The sequence below is a fragment of the Streptomyces sp. NPDC090022 genome (assembly GCF_044748145.1).
GTDB lineage: Bacteria > Actinomycetota > Actinomycetes > Streptomycetales > Streptomycetaceae > Streptomyces.
Map to the genome: position 1 here is coordinate 1 of NZ_JBIVFN010000042.1, position 17124 is coordinate 17124.

16 protein-coding genes and 3 pseudogenes are annotated in these 17124 nt (G+C 73.5%); 10 read left to right on the top strand and 9 right to left on the bottom strand.

Translation table 11 applies throughout. The features are described 5' to 3' along the window. Window positions 1–97: 97 nt before the first annotated feature. A pseudogene (locus ACIPXB_RS36375) lies at window positions 98–184 on the top strand (30S ribosomal protein S18); the annotation flags it as partial. 233 nt (window positions 185–417) lie between these two features. On the opposite strand, the gene ACIPXB_RS36380 reads toward ACIPXB_RS36375, so the two are convergent. After that, window positions 418–720 carry a hypothetical protein gene (locus tag ACIPXB_RS36380; protein ID WP_401457160.1) on the bottom strand — a complete coding sequence of 101 codons (303 nt, stop codon included), beginning with the start codon at window positions 718–720 and terminating at the stop codon, window positions 418–420. Between the two features lie 346 nt (window positions 721–1066). Here ACIPXB_RS36380 and ACIPXB_RS36385 point away from each other — a divergent pair, with 346 nt between their 5' ends. Together ACIPXB_RS36385 and ACIPXB_RS36390 are read left to right on the top strand one after the other, a co-directional pair. Continuing rightward, entirely contained in the window at window positions 1067–1402 is a 336-nt protein-coding gene (locus ACIPXB_RS36385; RefSeq protein WP_401457162.1) for an ArsR/SmtB family transcription factor, read from the top strand. Next, a complete protein-coding gene (locus ACIPXB_RS36390; RefSeq protein ID WP_401457164.1) occupies window positions 1393–2064 on the top strand; it encodes a cation transporter in 672 nt (223 codons plus the stop codon). Before ACIPXB_RS36385 ends, ACIPXB_RS36390 begins: the two co-directional genes overlap by 10 nt. Window positions 2065–2090: 26 nt before the next feature. On the opposite strand, the pseudogene ACIPXB_RS36395 reads toward ACIPXB_RS36390, so the two are convergent. Together ACIPXB_RS36395 and ACIPXB_RS36400 are read right to left on the bottom strand one after the other, a co-directional pair. Continuing rightward, window positions 2091–2427: pseudogene (locus ACIPXB_RS36395) on the bottom strand (ArsR/SmtB family transcription factor). A gap of 80 nt (window positions 2428–2507) precedes the next feature. Beyond that, window positions 2508–3497, bottom strand: a pseudogene (locus ACIPXB_RS36400) (salicylate synthase); the annotation flags it as partial. Window positions 3498–3768: 271 nt separating this feature from the next. Between ACIPXB_RS36400 and ACIPXB_RS36405 the strand changes: the two are divergent. From ACIPXB_RS36405 to ACIPXB_RS36415, 3 genes are all read left to right on the top strand, one after another. After that, the gene (locus ACIPXB_RS36405) at window positions 3769–4089 is read left to right on the top strand and encodes a hypothetical protein (RefSeq protein ID WP_401457166.1); all 321 of its coding nucleotides are present in this window, start codon (window positions 3769–3771) and stop codon (window positions 4087–4089) included. A 74-nt stretch (window positions 4090–4163) separates the two neighbouring features. Further along, window positions 4164–6416 (top strand): heavy metal translocating P-type ATPase, encoded by a 2253-nt coding sequence (locus tag ACIPXB_RS36410; RefSeq protein ID WP_401457229.1) that lies wholly within the window; start codon window positions 4164–4166, stop codon window positions 6414–6416. Then, the gene (locus tag ACIPXB_RS36415; RefSeq protein ID WP_401457168.1) at window positions 6413–6922 is read left to right on the top strand and encodes a copper chaperone PCu(A)C; all 510 of its coding nucleotides are present in this window, start codon (window positions 6413–6415) and stop codon (window positions 6920–6922) included. Before ACIPXB_RS36410 ends, ACIPXB_RS36415 begins: the two co-directional genes overlap by 4 nt. Before the next feature lie 20 nt (window positions 6923–6942). On the opposite strand, the gene ACIPXB_RS36420 is transcribed toward ACIPXB_RS36415, so the two are convergent. Continuing rightward, a complete protein-coding gene (locus ACIPXB_RS36420) occupies window positions 6943–7557 on the bottom strand; it encodes a cysteine hydrolase (protein WP_401457170.1) in 615 nt (204 codons plus the stop codon). 76 nt (window positions 7558–7633) lie between these two features. Between ACIPXB_RS36420 and ACIPXB_RS36425 the strand changes: the two genes are divergently transcribed. Next, window positions 7634–8092 carry a pyridoxamine 5'-phosphate oxidase family protein gene (locus tag ACIPXB_RS36425; protein WP_401457172.1) on the top strand — a complete coding sequence of 153 codons (459 nt, stop codon included), beginning with the start codon at window positions 7634–7636 and terminating at the stop codon, window positions 8090–8092. Window positions 8093–8094: 2 nt separating this feature from the next. On the opposite strand, the gene ACIPXB_RS36430 is transcribed toward ACIPXB_RS36425, so the two are convergent. Next, on the bottom strand, window positions 8095–9006 hold the full coding sequence (locus ACIPXB_RS36430) for a LysR family transcriptional regulator (RefSeq protein ID WP_401457174.1): 912 nt from the start codon (window positions 9004–9006) through the stop codon (window positions 8095–8097). Between the two features lie 74 nt (window positions 9007–9080). Between ACIPXB_RS36430 and ACIPXB_RS36435 the strand changes: the two genes are divergently transcribed. Further along, the gene (locus tag ACIPXB_RS36435) at window positions 9081–10055 is read left to right on the top strand and encodes a DMT family transporter (protein ID WP_401457177.1); all 975 of its coding nucleotides are present in this window, start codon (window positions 9081–9083) and stop codon (window positions 10053–10055) included. A gap of 17 nt (window positions 10056–10072) precedes the next feature. Here the strand turns inward: ACIPXB_RS36435 and ligA are convergent, their stop codons facing one another. Then, window positions 10073–12145, bottom strand: coding sequence for an NAD-dependent DNA ligase LigA (ligA, locus tag ACIPXB_RS36440; RefSeq protein WP_401457179.1), 2073 nt, complete (start codon window positions 12143–12145; stop codon window positions 10073–10075). 163 nt (window positions 12146–12308) lie between these two features. On the opposite strand from ligA, the gene ACIPXB_RS36445 reads away from it, so the two are divergent. Next, a complete protein-coding gene (locus ACIPXB_RS36445; protein ID WP_401457181.1) occupies window positions 12309–12650 on the top strand; it encodes a HopJ type III effector protein in 342 nt (113 codons plus the stop codon). A gap of 163 nt (window positions 12651–12813) precedes the next feature. Here the strand turns inward: ACIPXB_RS36445 and ACIPXB_RS36450 are convergent, their stop codons facing one another. Continuing rightward, window positions 12814–14145 carry an aminotransferase class I/II-fold pyridoxal phosphate-dependent enzyme gene (locus ACIPXB_RS36450; RefSeq protein WP_401457184.1) on the bottom strand — a complete coding sequence of 444 codons (1332 nt, stop codon included), beginning with the start codon at window positions 14143–14145 and terminating at the stop codon, window positions 12814–12816. Window positions 14146–14168: 23 nt separating this feature from the next. Here ACIPXB_RS36450 and ACIPXB_RS36455 point away from each other — a divergent pair, with 23 nt between their 5' ends. Further along, a complete protein-coding gene (locus tag ACIPXB_RS36455) occupies window positions 14169–14876 on the top strand; it encodes a pyridoxamine 5'-phosphate oxidase family protein (RefSeq protein ID WP_401457186.1) in 708 nt (235 codons plus the stop codon). Here the strand turns inward: ACIPXB_RS36455 and ACIPXB_RS36460 are convergent. Both ACIPXB_RS36460 and ACIPXB_RS36465 read right to left on the bottom strand, forming a co-directional pair. Then, on the bottom strand, window positions 14858–15901 hold the full coding sequence (locus tag ACIPXB_RS36460; protein WP_401457189.1) for a DMT family transporter: 1044 nt from the start codon (window positions 15899–15901) through the stop codon (window positions 14858–14860). The two genes, ACIPXB_RS36455 and ACIPXB_RS36460, sit on opposite strands and share 19 nt — an antisense overlap. 161 nt (window positions 15902–16062) lie before the next feature. Continuing rightward, a complete protein-coding gene (locus ACIPXB_RS36465; protein ID WP_401457191.1) occupies window positions 16063–17082 on the bottom strand; it encodes an EamA family transporter in 1020 nt (339 codons plus the stop codon). Window positions 17083–17124: the final 42 nt, after the last annotated feature.

Consider the following 17124-nt stretch of genomic DNA (forward strand, 5'->3'; position numbering starts at 1 on the left):
ACTGCGTTCCGGGGAACAACCATCCCCAGAACGAGACATGACATCACATCACAAGACCGGCGAACCGGACCGATCTCGAACATGCAATGCCCCTGCCCGTGTCACGGCCCAGCAGCAGCGACAGATCGCCGCGGCGATCAAGAACGCCCGCGAGATGGCACTCCTTCCGCACTCGAGCCGGTAGGACTCCCTCGACCGCGATGGCAGGCACAGCCCACTTCCGCGACCGCTGCCTGCCGTGGCTTCCTCTCAATTACCCCTTCCCTTGCCTCCATTGCGCGGAGCAGCTTCGCCGAGACAGGCGCACCAAGTGCATTCCCATAACGACGGCTGCTTCTCAGAGACAGGGACGTGAGCACACAGAAATGCACCCCCGATTCGGGGGTGCATTGCCGTACGGACCGGAATGAAGTTCCGTCAGTGGTCATCCCAGTGGCTGTCGTGAGCCGCATGTCGGTGCCCGTCATGCACGTAGTCCATGTGGTCGCCGTGCGGCACCGCCACATGCCCGCAGCCCTCGCCGTGCGCATGAGTGTGAGCCGAGTGCTCCTGATGCCGACCGACCTCGCACTCGTCCGCGTGCCCGTCGTGCTCACGGTGCAGGTGGCCGTCGTGCACATAGTCGACGTGGTCCTCGTGGGGAACCGCCACGTGCCCGCAACCTTCGCCGTGCACATGATCGTGTCCGGGGTGCGGCCGGTGCTCAAGGGATGTTGCCACGCTACCCAACTCCACAGATTAGGGCCGCCTCGAACAGAAGGCGACAACGTCCAGCTCCAGGGCAATTTCTACCCTCACTTGGCAAGGCTTTCATCGGCGACACGCAACAGCAAATGGAATGCCTCCCAGCGCGACGTCGACAATGATTCCCATTGCGAGTCTCGGCGCCTCTGGAGTTTCAGGTATTTCACCGGAAACGGAAATCATCGCCATTTGTTTTTACCGAGGCGAGCGGCAACAGGGTCGCGATCCACCCGGAGCGCCCCTCCGGCCGCACAGCGAAGCCCAGGCGCAAGCATCTCGATCCACGACTTCCTGGATTCAGACTCTCGTGTACTGTCGTGGTGTGCTGACTGCCGCCTCCGACATCGAGGTGCTGGCCCGCTTCGGCCGCGCGCTCGCCGACCCCATCCGCTGCCGTGTCCTGCTCGCCCTGCGCGACGCCCCCGCCTACCCGGCCGACCTCGCCGGAGCCCTCCGCATCTCCCGGACACGACTGTCGAACCACCTGGCGTGCCTGCGTGACTGCGGGCTGGTGGTCACCGTTCCTGACGGCCGCCGCACCCGGTACGAGATCGCCGACGAACGCCTCGGTCACGCGCTCGACGACCTGCGCACCGCCGTGGTCGCCGTCGAGACCGACCGGACGTGCGCGGACGCCGCCGAGAAGGGGTGCTGCTGACCATACGGTTCCTGGTCGCCGCGACCATCACCTACAACGTCATCGAGGCGGTTGTCGCGATCACCGCCGGGACGATCGCCTCCTCGACCGCCCTCATCGGCTTCGGGCTCGACTCGGTCATCGAGGTGTCCTCCGCAGCCGCGGTCGCCTGGCAGTTCTCCGCCTCCGACCCCGCCGTCCGCGAAGCCCGCGAGCAGCGCACCCTGCGCATCATCGCGGTCTCCTTCTTCGCCCTCGCCGCCTGCGTCGCCTTCGACGCGGTTCGTGCCCTGACCGGCACCGGGGAAGCCGAACGGTCCGTTCCCGGGATCGTCATCGCCGCCCTCTCGCTCGTGGTCATGCCGTTCCTGTCCGCCGCCCGGCGCCGGGCCGGCCGCGAACTCGGCTCCGCATCCGCCGTCGCGGACTCCAAGCAGACCCTGCTGTGCACGTATCTGTCCGCCGTACTGCTCGTCGGTCTGCTCCTGAACGCCACACTCGGCTGGTCCTGGGCCGACCCCGTCGCCGCCCTCGCCATCGCCGGGATCGCCGTGAAGGAAGGCCGCGACGCCTGGCAGGGGAAGGGCTGCTGCGCACCCCCCGCCACAGCCCTCCCCTCCCGCGGCGCCGAGGCCGACGACGGATGCGGCGACTGCCCACCCGGATGCGGCTGCTGCAACTAGCGGACCCACCACGGTTCCGGTGGCCGTCAGCAGCAGTCCTCTGCCCCGGAGTTTCCACACGTGCGGTCGGTCTCCACCGCGATGACTGCGGTACGCAGATCGTCCCGAGCGTGCCCCGGACGCTCGTCGGCGATCTCGTACCGCGTCCGTCGCCCGTCCGGCACGGCCACGACCAGGCCGCAGTCCCGCAGACACGCCAGGTGGTCCGACAGCTTCGTCCGGGACACGCTCAGGTGGTCCGCCGGTTCGGCAGAATGAGAAAGGCGTCTCCCACAGGAGCAACAGGACACGGCAGCGGACCGGGTCGGCGAGCGCTCGGCCGAACCTGGCCAGCACCTCGATGTCGGTATCGACGGCCAGCATCACGCGAGCGTACACATCGTCCTGACGCCCGGGTCGTCCCGCGGTTCCCGCGGTTGCTCGACACCGCTCGCTGTTCATGGTCAGTCCGTCGCGAACCGTAGGTGCGGAGCGACGCTGCGGAGCTTCTCGCAGGTCTCCTCGATCTCGCGTTCCGGGTTGGACTGGGCGGTGACCCCCGCGCCCGCGCGCAGCCACGCCTTGTCGCCTTCCCCGATGAGGGTGCGCAGGACGAGGGCGGCGTCGAGGGCCCCGGCGGTGCCGCCGCGGAAGACCGCTCCGCCGTACAGGCCCCGGCGGCCGTCCTCGTGGCGGGCAAGGGCGTGCAGGGCGTCGCGTTTGGAGACTCCGGTGGCGGTGATGGCGGGGAAGAGGGAGGCGAAGGCGTCCCACGGCCCGGAGTCCGGCCGGAGCCGGCCCGTCACCTGCGACGCCAGGTGCTGCACCGATCCGCGCGGCCGGACCGCCATGAACTCCTCGACCACCACGGAGCCCGGTCGGCACACCGCGGCCATCTCGTCCCAGGCGAGGCGTACGGACACGGCGTGCTCGTGTATCTCCTTGGGGTCGGTGAGCAGTTCCGCGCGCCGGCGGTCGTTCTCCGCGGGGTCGGCGCCGCGGGCGCGGGTGCCCGCGAGCGGCTGGGTGCTGACGCTGCCGTTCTCCTCGACCTCCAGGCCTGTCTCGGGGCTGAAGCCGGCTGCCTGGTAGCCGCCGAGGTCGAGCAGGTAGGAGCGGGCGGGAGTGTTGGCCCGGCGGCCGGCGAGATAGGTCGCGGCGAAGTCCACGGGTGGCCCCGCCGGCAGCGGGACCTTCCGGGAGACCACGGCCTTTTCCAACAGGCCGGCACGGATGTCCTCCACCGTACGGGCGACCGCGCTGCCGTAGGCGGCGGTACCGGCGGCGATGATGCTCTCGGCGCTTTCCGGCGGCGTCCCTTCGGACTCGGGCTGTCGTGCCCGTGACTCCGCGAGCAGGTCCGCGACCTTGCGGACCCACGCCTCGTCCACCGCGCGGACCACGGTGTGCTCGCCGGTGAGGGTCACCTCTACGGACGGGATCAGCGCGTGCAGCTGCACATGACCGCGATGCTGTCGGCCAGCCGCTGAACGACGGCCAAGTCGTGGGCGATGAACAGGCACGCCAGGCCGAGCCGGTCCCGCAGTTCGGACAACAGGCGCGCGGTACCGGCGCCGACCGGGCGGACCGCGGTATGACCCACGCCACAGCACGCGTGCGGAACTCGCGCGGCGGCCGTACCGACTCCTGGGCCGTAAGGGCCGGCCCGGATCCTGCCGATGGAAGTCCGGTCCGGGCGGCCCGGCAGACACCAGGAGGCCGGTGATGGAAGAACCCCCGCAGTCGATCCCCTCCGCCGGGAACGGCGCGGCACCGGGCGCGTTCGCGCCACCCCTCGCCCTCTGCGGCTTCCTGCTGCTCCTCGCCCTGGTCTTCACCGTGTCGCACGCGGTCGGGGCCGCCGCGGGGCCGGTCGCGCCCGGTATGCACGGCCCGGGCCTGGGCGGTGGCGGAACGGGCGACCACAGGGGCACGGGCACGGACAGGGGCACGGACAGGGGCACGGACAGGGGCACGAGCGGGGGCACGGGAGCGGACATGAAGCACGGGCACACGGGCACGGGGACCGGAGGCGGCGGACGGTGAGCACCGGAGGAGTGTCCAGGCCGGCCTCGGACGACCGGCCCCTGCTCGTCACCACGGACCTGACCGTCGGCGGTATGACGTGCGCGGCGTGCGTACGGCGGGTGGAGAAGAAGCTGGCGAAGCTCGAGGGGGTGACGGCGACCGTCAATCTGGCCACCGGCAGCGCCCGCGTGAGCCATCCGGTGAGCGTCCGTCCGCAGGACCTGGTGGCGGCCGTCGTGCAGGCCGGGTACACGGCCGCGCTGCCCGAGCCGGCGCAGCCGCGGCCGCCGGCCGGCGGCGCCCCGGTCGGCTCGGCCGACACCGCCGACACCGCCGACACGGCCGAGGACCGCGAACGGCTGCTGGTGACCGCCCTGCTGGCCGTTCCCGTGCTGGTGCTGTCCATGGTGCCCGCCTGGCAGTTCCGCAACTGGCAGTGGCTGTGCTTCGCGCTGGCCGCGCCGGTCGCGGTCTGGAGCGCGTGGCCGTTCCACATCCGGGCGTTGCGCAACCTCCGGCACTCGGCCGCGACCATGGACACCCTGGTGTCCCTGGGCGTGGCCGCCTCCTTCGGCTGGTCCGTGTACGCCCTGTTCCTCGGTGGCGCGGGCGAGCCCGGCATGACGATGCCGTTCAGTCTGCTGCCCGGAGCCTCGGACGGCATGGCCCACGTGTATCTCGAAGCGGCCGTGGGAGTCCCGCTGTTCGTCCTGGCCGGACGGTTCCTGGAGGCACGGGCCCGGCACGGCACCGGCGCCGCCCTGCGGGCGCTGGCCCGGCTCGCCGCCAAGGAGGTCGCCGTCCGGCAGCCGGACGGCACCGAACGACTGGTCCCCATCGAGGACCTGGGGATCGGTCAGGTCTTCCTCGTACGCCCCGGTGAGCGCGTCGCCACCGACGGGGAGGTCGCCGAGGGTTCCTCCGCCGTGGACCTCTCGCTGGTCACCGGGGAGAGCGAGCCCGTCGAGGTCCGGCCCGGCTCGGCCGTGGTCGGCGGAGCGGTCAACGCCGGCGGGCTCCTCCTCGTACGGGCTACGGCGGTCGGCGCCGACACCCAGCTCGCCCGCATCACGCGGCTCGTGACGGAGGCGCAGACCGGCAAGGCGCGGGCGCAGCGGCTGGCGGACTCGGTCGCCGGTGTGTTCGTCCCGGTGGTCCTGACCCTGGCCGTGACCGTGCTCGGCTTCTGGCTGGGTGCGGGTGCCGATCCGCAGGCGGCGGTCACCGCCTGCGTCGCGGTGCTGGTCGTGGCCTGCCCGTGCGCGCTGGGGCTGGCCACGCCGACCGCCCTGATGGCCGCCACCGGGCGCGGGGCCCAGCTCGGCGTGCTGGTCAGGGGTCCGCAGGCGCTGGAGCGGCTGCGGCACATCGACACGGTGGTGCTGGACAAGACCGGCACCCTCACGTCCGGGGACATGCGCGTGGCCCGGGTGACAGTGGTGCCGGGCGGGCTGGACCGGGACGAGGTCCTGCTGCTCGCCGGGGCGGTGGAGCAGGGATCGGAGCATCCGCTGGGCCGGGCGATCGTGTCCTTCGCGAACCGGGGCCACGCCGGCCGGCGGCTGCCCGGTGTCCGGGACTTCGCCGCGACGGCCGGGCGCGGTGTGCGCGGCACGGTCGAGGGCCGGGTGGTGGAGGCCGGTGTCCCGGACGGGGACCTCCCCGCCGTACTGGCCGACGCCCTCGCGGCCGCCCGGGAAGCGGCGCGTACGCCCGTCCTGGTCAGGGTCGACGGCGAGGCCACGGCGTTGATCGAGGTGGGCGACACCGTTCGCGCCGGCAGCTACCGCGCGGTGGAACGGCTGCGGCGGCTGGGCGTACGGCCCGTTCTGGCCACCGGTGACCACGAGGCGGCCGCGCGGAGCGTCGCCGCCGCGCTCGGGATCGAGGAAGTGCACGCGCGCTGCACGCCCGAGGAGAAGGCCGCCCTCGTACGCCGGCTGCGTGCCGAGGGGCACCGGGTCGCCGTCGTCGGGGACGGTGTCAACGACGCCGCCGCGCTCGCCGGGGCCGATCTGGGCATCGCCATGGGCAGCGGGGCGGACGTGGCGATCGGGGCCGCCGACGTGACGCTCGCCCGCGGCGGCATCGAGGACCTCGCCGACGCCGTCCGGCTCGCCCGGCGTACCCTCGGCACCATCCGGGCCAACCTCGTCTGGGCCTTCGGCTACAACGTGGTGACCGTTCCGCTCGCCATGGTCGGTCTGCTGAACCCGATGGTCGCGGCGGTGGCCATGTCCTTCAGCTCGGTGCTCGTCGTCGCCAACAGCCTGCGGCTGCGGGCCTGGCGGCCGGGAGCGCCGCCCGGGGCCCGGCGCGTCCCGAGGCCGGGTGGTGTCCGATGAGCACGTCCCGCCGGCCGGCGGACCGCCGCCGCCTCCCCGAGGGCCTGTCCGCCGTGGTGGCACCGGTGGCGGCGTGCGCCGTGGCCCTCGGGTCCCTGACCGTCTGGGCGGGCGCCGGCTACGCGGGATCGCCGCCGCGGCTCGATGTCACCGACGGCCGGATCTGGGTGTCCTTCGGCGACACCCCGTACACCTCGGCGTACTTCCGCCTCACCAACTCCGGCGGCTCGGACGACCGCCTGGTGAAGGTGACGCTGCCGGGTGTCACCGACGCCATCGGCTTCTCGGGGCACCGCATGCTCGGCGCCAACACCGCGACCGACGAGAAGCGGGGCTCCATCGCCGTCCCGGCCGGGCGGACGGTGACGATGTCCCCGTCCGGCGTCAACGTGACGGTGCCCTCGGACCGGACCCGGCGCGAGGGCGACATCCTGTTCTTCACCCTGCACTTCGAACGCGGCGGGCCGATGGAGGTGCCGGCCGTGGTGGTGCGGCCGGGCTCATGAGCACGGCCGGGGTGCGGCATTCAGCTCCGGGGTGACCAGCGGGAGAGGAGCTCGGCGGTGGTGGTGATCGTGGCGACCAGGGCGAGGGCGTTGCGGATCACCTCGGCGGTGTACGCCGCGGGCACCCCGGCGATCGCGTCGGAGGGGACGACGACCCGGTAGCCGAGGTTGACCGCGTCGAAGACCGTGTTGGGGACGGCGATGTTCGCCGAGACGCCGGTGACCACCAGGGTGCGGCAGCCGAGGTTGCGCAGCAGCGCGTCCAGATCGGTGCCGGCCATCGGCGACAGCCCGTGCAGGCGCCGCACCACCAGGTCCTGCTCGGCGGCCTCCAGGGGCGGGGCGAGCTGGACGGCGCTGCTGCCGGGCAGCTGCTGCACGGGCAGCTTCGCGGCGGCCCGGAACAGCCGCGCGTTGGTGCTGGCCCCGCGTCCGTCCGCACGCCGCTCGGCGACCGCGTGCACCACCTGGACGCCGGCCCCGCGGGCGGCGGCCGCCAGGTCCGCCACCCGGTTCAGCATCCCCGAGTCGCGGGCCGCCCCGGCCAGTTCGGGCAGGGCGCTGTCCTCGCCGACGACGCCGTTCTGGCATTCGACGGTGAGCAGCACGGTGGTGGCGGGATCGAGTTCCGGCATGACTCCCCCTGGTGCGGCGGCGGAAGAGCCCCCATGATTCCTGACACATAGTCAGATGTGAAGGGGTGAAGGACCGATGGACGAGTCGCAGCGGCGTGGACGGCGCATCATGATGACGGCCGACGAGGTGGACGCCTTCCTGCGCGAGCAGCGCACCTGCCGGGTCGCCACCGTCTCGGCGGACGGCCGGCCGCACGTCGGCGCCCTGTGGTTCGCCTGGGACGGCACCTCGCTGTGGCTGTACTCGATCACGCGCAGCCGCCGCTGGTCCGACCTGCGGCAGGATCCCCGGATCTCGGTGCTGGTCGACGCGGGCGAGTCCTACGACGAGCTGCGGGGCGTGGAGCTGTCGGGCACCGCCGTGTTCGTGGGCGAGGCCCCGCGCACCGGGGAGCCGTGCCCGGAACTGGCCGAGGTGGAACGGCTCTTCCCCGCCAAGAACTTCGGCATCGACGAGATGCCGCACGACGGCCGGCACGCCTGGCTCCGTCTGACGCCGGAGTCGGTGGTCTCCTGGGACTTCCGCAAGCGCTAGGGTCAGCCCGCCCCGGACGCACCGGCGGCGGAGGCCACGAGGGCGTCGACGGCCGCCCGGACCGAGGGCCGCCGGTCGGCGTCCGCGCGCCAGACGACGTACACGTGCCGGCGTACGGTGTCGCAGACCGGCAGCAGCCGCACGCCGGGCGGCACCGGACCGCGCCCGAGCCGGGGGGTCACGCACACCCCCAGCCCGGCCTCGACGAAGGCGAGCTGGGTGTGGTGCTCCTCGGCGATGTGGGTGATCCGGGGCTCCACGCCGAGGCCGCGCAGCGTGAACACCAGCCACTCGTGGCAGAACTGCCCCTCGTTCCACGAGATCCACTCGTCGTCGGCGAACTCGGCCAGGGAGATCCGCTCCCGCCCGGCCAGGGGGTGCCCGGCGGGCACGGCGATGTCGACGGCGTCGTCGAGCAGGTGCGCACGGGTCAGTTCGGCGGGGACCGGCATGCGCTTGTTGTGCCAGTCGATCGCCAGCGCGAGGTCGAGGTCGCCGCGGACGACGGCGGCCATGGACTCCTCCGGTTCCTGCTCCCGCACCCGGGCGCACAGCTCCGGGTGCCGGGCGCGCAGCGCCGTCAGGGCGGCGGGCAGCAGGCCGCGCATGGCCGTCGGGAAGGCCCCGATCCGCAGCTCCCCCACCGCGCGGCCGCGCTGGGCCTCGACGTCGGCCTGGGCCAGCTCCACCTGCGAGATGATCCGGGCCGCGTGGTCGGCCAGCAGCCGCCCGGCGTCGGTCAGCCGCACCCCGCGGCCGTTCTTGGCGAGCAGCGGCTGACCGACCTCGCGCTCCAGCTTGGCCATCGCCTGGGAGACGGCGGAGGTCGTGACGTGCAGCCCGTCGGCCGCGCCGCTGACCGAGCCGTGGCGGGCGAGGGCGTCGAGGGTGCGCAGGCGCTCCAGGTTCAACATGTAAGCGATGCTACGCCTTCACCTCAAAGAACTCTCGCTTGTCCTACGAGATCGTGGGCAGCAGAGTAGCGACCATGAGCGCACCGAGCACCCTGCCCCCGACCCGGCGGCCGATCCGCCTCCGCCCCGGCCCCCGCCCGCGCCTACGGCTGCGTCTGCGCCCCTGCCGGCAGGTCGCCGCGGACTGGCGCCTGCGCTTCGGGTTCCTCGCCGTCATCTGGGGCTTCAGCTTCCTGCTGATCAAGGTCGGCACGCAGGCGTACGCGCCGTTCCAGGTGGCGCTGGGCCGGGTCTTCTTCGGCGCCCTCGCGCTGCTGGTGGTGCTGTTCCTGCGGCGCGAGCGGCTGCCGCGCGGCGGACGGACCTGGGCGCACCTGACGGTGGCGGCGCTGCTGCTGAACACGGCCCCGTTCTCGCTCTTCGCGTACGCCGAACTGAGCATTCCGTCCAGCCTCGCGGGCATCTGCAACGCCACCTCCCCGCTGTGGGGCATGGCCCTGTCCCTGGTCGCCCTCTCCGAGGACCGCCCGACGCGCCGCCGCGTCGCGGGCCTGGGCCTCGGGTTCCTGGGCGTGCTCACCGTGCTGGGCGCCTGGCAGGGCTTCTCGGGGGTCGACGCGACGGGCACGGCACTCGCCCTGCTGGCGTCGCTGTGCTACCCGATCGGCTGGATCTACGTACGGCGCACGCTGGCCGGGGCCGACGGCTCCCCGGCAGCGATGACGGCCGCGCAGCTCCTGGTCTCCACGGCCCAGCTGGCGGTACTGGCGGCCGTCTTCACCCCGGCCCCGGCCTCGTTCCCGCTGTGGCCGACGCTCGCGGTGATCGCACTGGGGGCCCTGGGCACGGGCATGGCGCTCCAGATGCAGTACGGCCTGGTGACCGAGGTCGGCCCGACCACCGCACAGATGGTCACGTACTTCATCCCGGTCATCGCGACCACGGCGGGCGTGCTGGTGCTGGGCGAACAGCTGCACTGGAACACCCCGGTGGGCGCGGCGATCGTCCTGGCGGGCGCGGCCCTGACCCAGCCCAAGCGCTCACCGTGACCCGGGCTGGCAAGGCACTACGCGGTGGTGGGGAGGAGGTCGGCGACGAGGGCGGCGAACTCCTCGGGGTCGAGGATGCGTATGCCCAGTTCTTCGGCCTTGGTGCGCTTGGAGCCGGCCTTCTCGCCCGCCACCAGGAGGGTGGTGCGCTTGGACACCGACGACGAGGCCTTTCCGCCGGCCCGCTCGATCAGCTCGTTCATCTCGTTCCGGGACAACGCCGCAAGGGGGCCGGTCATGGACCCGGTCACCACGACGGCCTGCCCGGCCAGCGGGCCGCCCGCCGAGTCCCCGCCGTCATTCGTGTCGGCCGCGTCGGTCACGTCGGCCGCGGGCTTCTGCGGCTCGGTGACCTGCGTGCCGACCTGCTGGGCCTGGAGCTTGTCGAGGAGCGGGGCGAGCTCGGCGAGTTCGGCCGCGATGACGCGGGCCTTCTCGGTGCCGATGCCGTCGACCCCGGCCAGCGCGTCCGCGTCGGCGGCCCTGATCGCGGCCATCGAGCCGAAGTACGCGGCGATCCGGCGGGACATCGTGCGCCCGGTGCCGCGGACGCCGAGGGCGCAGAACACCCGGTTCAGCGCGGCTCCGCGGGCGGTCTCGATCGCGGTCAGGAGGTTGATCGCGCTGGTCTCGCCCATCCGCTCCAGACCGAGGAGCTGCTCGCGGGTGAGGGTGAAGAGGTCGGCGACGTCCTTGACCAGGCCGGCCTCCACCAGCTGGACCGCGCGCGTGCCGCCGAGACCTTCGATGTCGAGCTGGTCCCGGCCGGCCGCGTAGATCACCGAGGCGACGGCCTGACAGCTGCGGCCGCGCACGCACCGCCACCGCTGCTCGGAGGTGTCGATCGCGTCGCCGCAGCGGGGGCACACCTCGGGGAAGACGATCGGGCTCTCGGCGCCGGTGCGCTGGTCGGCCAGCGGTGCCTCGACCCGGGGGATCACGTCGCCGGCCCGGTACACGAACACCTGGTCGCCGATCATGAGCCCGCGACGGGTGATGTCGGACGGATTGTGCAGCGTGGCGTAGGTGACCGTCACCCCGTCGATGACCACGGGCTCCAGGACGGCGCGCGGGGCGATGATCCCGGTCCGGCCGACGTTCCACTCCACCGCCAGCAGGCGCGTCACCTTGTGTTCGGCCGCCAGCTTCCGGGCCACCGCCCACCGGGGGGCGCGCGAGCCGCTGCCGGCCTGCCGCTGGTCCTCCGCCGTGTCGGCCTTGACGACGACGCCGTCGATCCCGAACGGCAGCTCTCCGCGCAGGCCGGCGATCACGTCGATGCGTTCCTGCACCTGCTCCAGGGTCTCGTACCGCATCGGGGCGGCGGCCGTGCTCGCCGCCGTGTGCGCGCCGAGCGCGGCCAGGTTCTCCAGCAGGGCGGCGTGGCCGAGGTCCTCCAGGCCGCCGATCGCTCCGTATGCGAAGAAGGTCAGCTCGATCCGGTAGGGGCGGTCCTTGGCCCGCAGGGTGCCGGCCGCTCCGCTGCGCGGGTGCGCGAAGGGCGTGGCCTCGTGGGCGAGCCGGATCCGGTTGGCCTCCTCGAACTGCGCGGTCGTCAGCAGCACCTCGCCGCGCAGTTCGACGTCGATCGGCTCGGTGAGTACCGGCGGCAGACCCAGGACGGCGTCGGCGGCGTGGGTGATGTCCTCGCCGGCCAGACCGTCACCGCGGGTGAGGAGCTGAACGAGCCGGCCACCCCGGTACCGGGCGGCCACCGCGAGGCCGTCGAGCTTCGGCTCCACGCACCACCCGGCCACAGGGTGCCCGAGGCGCCGTTCCAGCCCTGCGGCCCACTCGGCGAGCTCGTCGGCGTCGAAGACGTTGTCGAGGGAGAGCATCGGCACCGAGTGCGGCACGTCGCCCTGCACGGCGCCGCCCGCCACCTTCCCGGTCGGCGACTCGGTGAGCACCTCGTCCGGGTGGGCCTCCTCGTAGGCCGCGATGGCGCGCAGCAGCCCGTCGTACTCGTCGTCACCGAGCGGGCTGGTCCCGTCGCCGTAGTACGCGGACGACGCCGCCAGGGCGGTGGTCACGGCCTCCGCGTAGGCGGCGGGAGAGGGCAGGGCACTGTTTTCGGTCATGGAGCTCATCATCCCGCCCGCCACTGACAACGCCCCCTTGCAGCCATGGTGACCTGCGGAGATGCCGGCCGTTCCGACATGTGGCGCGATTCCTGGCGGCCGGCCCGAGGGAGGTATGTTCGTCCGGTCACGGACGGCAACCGGATCGTCCGTTCCACCCGAGGGAGCCGATATGACCGATCTCAACTCGCTGCGGGCAAGCCTCGCGTCGGGTGAGCACGAGTTCGCCGACACCCTGGCCTTCGTCGCCGCGCACTACGAGTACCAGCCGCAGACGTTCCGCAACGGGGAACTGGAAAACGCCGCGGGTGAGAACGAGGGTTCCTGCAAGACCCTGGGGCTGGCCCTGCTGGAAGAGCTGAGCGACCAGGAGGCACTGCTGGCCTTCGGTGAGCACTACCGCAGTGTGCTGGCGACGCCGAACGACACTGATCACGGCAACATCCGCAACCTCGTGGCCCATGGCCTGGCCGGGGTGAGCTTCGCGGGGCAACCGTTGACCCGCAAGAGCTGAACACTCGAAACCGCTTCGCCTCCCTCATCGGCTGACGTCCCCCGGCTCCGCGTCCCCCGGCTCCGCGTGTCCCGGGTACGCGGCCCCACCAGACCCCGCGATCCTGGTGGGGCCGCGTACGGGCATACCGTCACCGGACGCGGTCCCTGTCCGGACACCACACCTAGTCGTAGCGGACGGCCGCGCCCGGGCGGACCGCGTCGGCCACCGCCCGCGCCAGCACGGGCACGTCGGCCGGTCCCAACGACGACACGGTCAACCGCACCCCCGCCCCCGACGCCACCCGGAACCGCGCGCCCGGCGCCACCGCCCACCCGGCCGCCAGCAGCCGCGTCACGACGCCCGTCTCGTCGCCCACCGGCACCCACACGTTCATGCCGCTGCGCCCGTACGCTGCGACGCCCCGCGCCGCCAGCTCCGCGACGAGCCCGTCGCGCCGCACCCCGTACGAACGGGCCACGGCCACCGGGTCCACGGCCCCCGAGGCCCACAGCTCCGCGACCGCGTACTGGAGCAGCCGGCTGACCCACCCCGGGCCCAGCCGCTGCCGCCCCCGTACCCGGTCCAGCGTCACCGCGTCGCCCGTCAGCACCGCCAGCCGCAGGTCCGGACCGTACGCCTTGGCCGTGGACCGGACCAGCGCCCAGTGCCGCGTCACCCCGCCCAGGCAGTGCAGCGGCAGGTCCACGATCCCGTGCCCGTGGTCGTCGTCGATGACCAGCACCCCCGGGTGCGCGGCCAGCAGCGCCCGCAGCTCCGCGGCCCGGTCGGCACTCACCGCCGCCCCCGTCGGGTTCTGCGCCCGTGCCGTCACCACCAGCGCGCGCACCCCCGCCGCCAGCGCCCGCGCGACCGCCTCGACGAGCGGCCCGTCGCAGTCCACCGCCACCGGCACCACCCGCAGCCCCAGCGCCGGCACCAGGTCCAGCGTGCTGCCCCAGCCCGGGTCCTCGACCGCGACGGCGTCGCCCGGTTTGAGGTGCGCCGCGAGCACCCGCTCGATCGCGTCCAGCGCCCCCGACGTCAGGCCCACCGGCCCGGCCGGGACCCCGTCCGCGTCCAGGCCCTGCCGGGCGAGCCGCGCCAGGTCCTCGACGACCGCCGCGTCCCCGTAGCGGGTGGGCGCCGCCGCGTACCGGCGGGCCGCGGCGGCCAGCGGGCCCTCCAGCGAGGGCAGCAGCGCGAGGTCCGGGTTGCCGGTCGACAGGTCCCGCGCACCCGCCGGCACCTCCACGCTCAGCGCCTCGCGCGGCGTGCTGGCCGGCCGCGCCCGCACCCGGCTGCCGCGCCGCCCGTCGGTCTCGATGACCCCGCGTTCCCGCAGGGTGCGGTACGCGGCGGCGACCGTGTTGGGGTTCACCCCCAGCTCGGCGGCCAGCTCCCGCATGGGCGGCAGCAGAGCTCCCGGCGCGAGCTCGCCCGTGCCCACGCCCCTCTCCACACTGGCCGCGATTTCCGATGCGCGACGCCCGACGATCCGATACTCTCCTAGCACAAACCGCATTATGCACTAGTACAATGGAGCTGTCCACGATGACCACCGCCCCCGTCGGCACCGGTTCCGCCGGCACCGCCTCCGCCTACCGGCCGACCGACCGCACCGTCCCCAGCCGTTCCCGCGAGCGCGCGCACTACGACCGCGAGGTCGTGCACGCGATCCTCGACGCGGCGTACGTCTGCCACCTCGGGTTCGTCCGCGACGGCGCGCCGGTGGTCCTGCCCACGCTGTACGGCCGGGTCGGCGAGCGCCTCTACCTCCACGGTTCCACCGGTTCCCGGCCACTGCTCGCCGCCGGCAAGGCCGACCCGGGCCTGCCGATCTGCGTCACCGTCACGCACGTGGACGGCCTGGTGCTGGCCAAGTCCGCCTTCCACCACTCGATCAACTACCGCTCGGTGGTCGTGCACGGGACCGCCTACCAGGTGACCGACGAGGACGAGGCCCGCATGGCGCTCGACGCCCTCGTCGACCATGTCGTGCCCGGCCGCTCGGCAGACTCGCGCCCGGCCAACGCCAAGGAGCTCGCCGCCACCGCCGTCATCCGGCTCGACCTGGACGAGGTCTCGGCGAAGATCCGCACCGGGGGCGTGAACGACGAACCCGAGGACCTGTCACTGCCGTACTGGTCGGGCGTGGTCCCGGTCGCCCGGACGTACGGCACGCCGATACCGTCCGCCGACCTGGACCCGTCCATCGCGACCCCGGACTACCTCGCGGCGCTCTGAGCCGGGGCGGGCCGCCGCACCGGCCCGCCCGCCGAGCCCTGCTGCGCCCCGCCGGGCGCCGCGTCCGGCGCCTCCCCACCGGCCTCCCCACCGGCCGTCCCGTCCGCCGCGCGCCTCGCCTCGGCCGCGATCAGGGCGACCACCGCCGTCATCAGCAGGGCCGTACCCAGGATCACCGCGCCGGTCAGCCGCTCCCCCAGCACGAGGACGGCGATCGCGGCCGCGCCCACCGGTTCGATCAGCATGATCACGGAGACGGTCGCGGCCCGTACGGCCGCCGCCCCCGCGAAGTAGCAGGCGTACGCGAGCGCCGTCGGCACGGCGGCGACGTACACCAGCAGCCACAGCACCCGCGCGGGCTCGCCCGTGTGCGGCAGCAGCCCCTCCGCCAGCGCGAGCGGCAGCAGGCACACCGTGCCCACCGCGAGCGACCACGCCGTGGTGACCAGGACGTCCCCGCCGGCCCCGCGCCGCCCGCGCGACCTGGTCTGCAGGGTCATCGCCGCGTACCCGGCGGCCGAGAGCAGCGCCCAGCCCACACCCAGCGGCCGCACCTCACCGCTCCCGCCGCCCAGGACGAGCACCACGAGCCCGGCGAGCGCGCCGCACACCGCGGCCGCTCCGGCCCGGCCGAGCCGCTCGCCCATGCCGTACCGCGCGCCCAGCGCGATCAGCACGGGCCCGGCGCCGAGCGTGACGACGGTGCCGACGGCCAGCCCGGTCTCGCGGACCGCGCCGAAGTAGGCGGCCTGGAAGAGCGTGAACATCAGCCCGGTGAGGACCAGCGAGGCCACCGACGGCCGCCCGGCCGCCCGCTCGCGGCGCCGCGGCGCGTACAGCGCCCGCACCCCCAGCACCCCGAGCAGCAGCGCCAGCCCGCCGGCGCACCGCCAGAACGACAGGGACAGCGGCCCGAGATCACTGGCCAGGAAGAGGAGGGAGGCGGCGGCACCGGCGGTGCCCCAGGCGGCTCCGGCGACGACGAGAAGGAAGAGGCTGCGCCCGGCAGCCGAACGGTTCGACACGTGTTTCTCCGCGCGTGCGTGAAGGATGAGGAATGCGGGTCATCGCTTCTGCGGGCAGCGCGGAACCGCCCGGGGACACCCCGGGCCGGTCCGTTTCGTGTGGCGGCCGCCCGCGCTAGGCGGCAGGAGGCGGAAGCACGGTCGCATGCATGGGCGTCACCCTAGGCGCTGGTCGGCTCACGGTCCAGCGCTGTCGGGGCCGGTGCCCCGTCCGCCCCGTCCCCTGACGCGCCGTCCCCCGCCGGGCCGGACACCGCCGCCCCGTCCCCCGCCGGGCCGGACGCCCGCGAGGACTGCGCGATGAACGCCCCGCCCAGCACGAGCGCGCCGCCGAGGATCTGCGGCGCGTCGAGGTGCTCGCCGAGCAGCACCCAGGCGAGCACGGTGGCGATGACCGCCTCCAGGCAGGCCACGACACCGGCCACCTGCGGCGAGAGCTTGCGCACCGAGACCACCCCGGTCAGGTACGCGAAGACGGTGGCCACCAGGACCACCCAGCCCACCAGGACCGCCGCGGGCACCTCGGCGCCGGCCACCTCGGCCCGCCCGGCCAGCACCGACCAGTCCAGTTGCCAGGGGCGGGCGATGACCGTCATGACGAGGGCACCGATGATCATCCCGTACGCGATGACACCGAGCGGGTCGGGAGCGTCCTTCCCGTCCGCGCCCTGGTCCGCGAGGACGAAGTAGAAGGCCTGGCAGCAGGCGGCGCACAGGCCGAGGACCACGCCGAGCGGGTCCAGGCTGAGCCCCGACCAGATCTGCACCACGCAGGCGAGCCCGACCACGGCCACCGCGGCGCCGGCCGCGGCGGCCCGGGTCACGGGCTTGCGCTGCACGAAGCGGATCCAGCCGAGCAGCAGCGCCGGGCCCAGGTACTCCAGGAGCAGGGCCACCCCGACGGGGATGCGGGACAGGGAGGCGAAGTAGAAGGCCTGTACGCCGGCGACGGCGACCAGGCCGAACCCGGCCAGCAGGGCGGGCCTGCGCAGCAGCAGGTCCCGGTGGCGCCAGGCCAGCGGGGACAGCACGAGCGCCGCCCCCGCCACCCGTATCCACACCATGTGCAGCGGGTCCAGACCCGCCTCTATCAGCGGCTTCGCCGCGACTCCGGAACCGCCGAACGCGATGGCCGAGACGAGGGCGAGGCCCAGTCCGGCATGTCTCCCTGACGCTTGCATCAGGCCATCATGACAGCAGGCGTCAGTACCGTCACCCGGTTG

Coding starts and splice junctions, on each gene's coding strand:
- ACIPXB_RS36415 (WP_401457168.1), top strand. CDS start 6,413: ATGAGCACGTCCCGCCGGCCGGCGGACCGCCGCCGCCTCCCCGAGGGC.
- ACIPXB_RS36435 (WP_401457177.1), top strand. CDS start 9,081: ATGAGCGCACCGAGCACCCTGCCCCCGACCCGGCGGCCGATCCGCCTC.
- ACIPXB_RS36420 (WP_401457170.1), bottom strand. CDS start 7,557: ATGCCGGAACTCGATCCCGCCACCACCGTGCTGCTCACCGTCGAATGC.
- ligA (WP_401457179.1), bottom strand. CDS start 12,145: ATGAGCTCCATGACCGAAAACAGTGCCCTGCCCTCTCCCGCCGCCTAC.
- ACIPXB_RS36445 (WP_401457181.1), top strand. CDS start 12,309: ATGACCGATCTCAACTCGCTGCGGGCAAGCCTCGCGTCGGGTGAGCAC.
- ACIPXB_RS36455 (WP_401457186.1), top strand. CDS start 14,169: ATGGAGCTGTCCACGATGACCACCGCCCCCGTCGGCACCGGTTCCGCC.
- ACIPXB_RS36430 (WP_401457174.1), bottom strand. CDS start 9,006: ATGTTGAACCTGGAGCGCCTGCGCACCCTCGACGCCCTCGCCCGCCAC.
- ACIPXB_RS36410 (WP_401457229.1), top strand. CDS start 4,164: ATGACGTGCGCGGCGTGCGTACGGCGGGTGGAGAAGAAGCTGGCGAAG.
- ACIPXB_RS36425 (WP_401457172.1), top strand. CDS start 7,634: ATGGACGAGTCGCAGCGGCGTGGACGGCGCATCATGATGACGGCCGAC.
- ACIPXB_RS36405 (WP_401457166.1), top strand. CDS start 3,769: ATGGAAGAACCCCCGCAGTCGATCCCCTCCGCCGGGAACGGCGCGGCA.
- ACIPXB_RS36465 (WP_401457191.1), bottom strand. CDS start 17,082: ATGCAAGCGTCAGGGAGACATGCCGGACTGGGCCTCGCCCTCGTCTCG.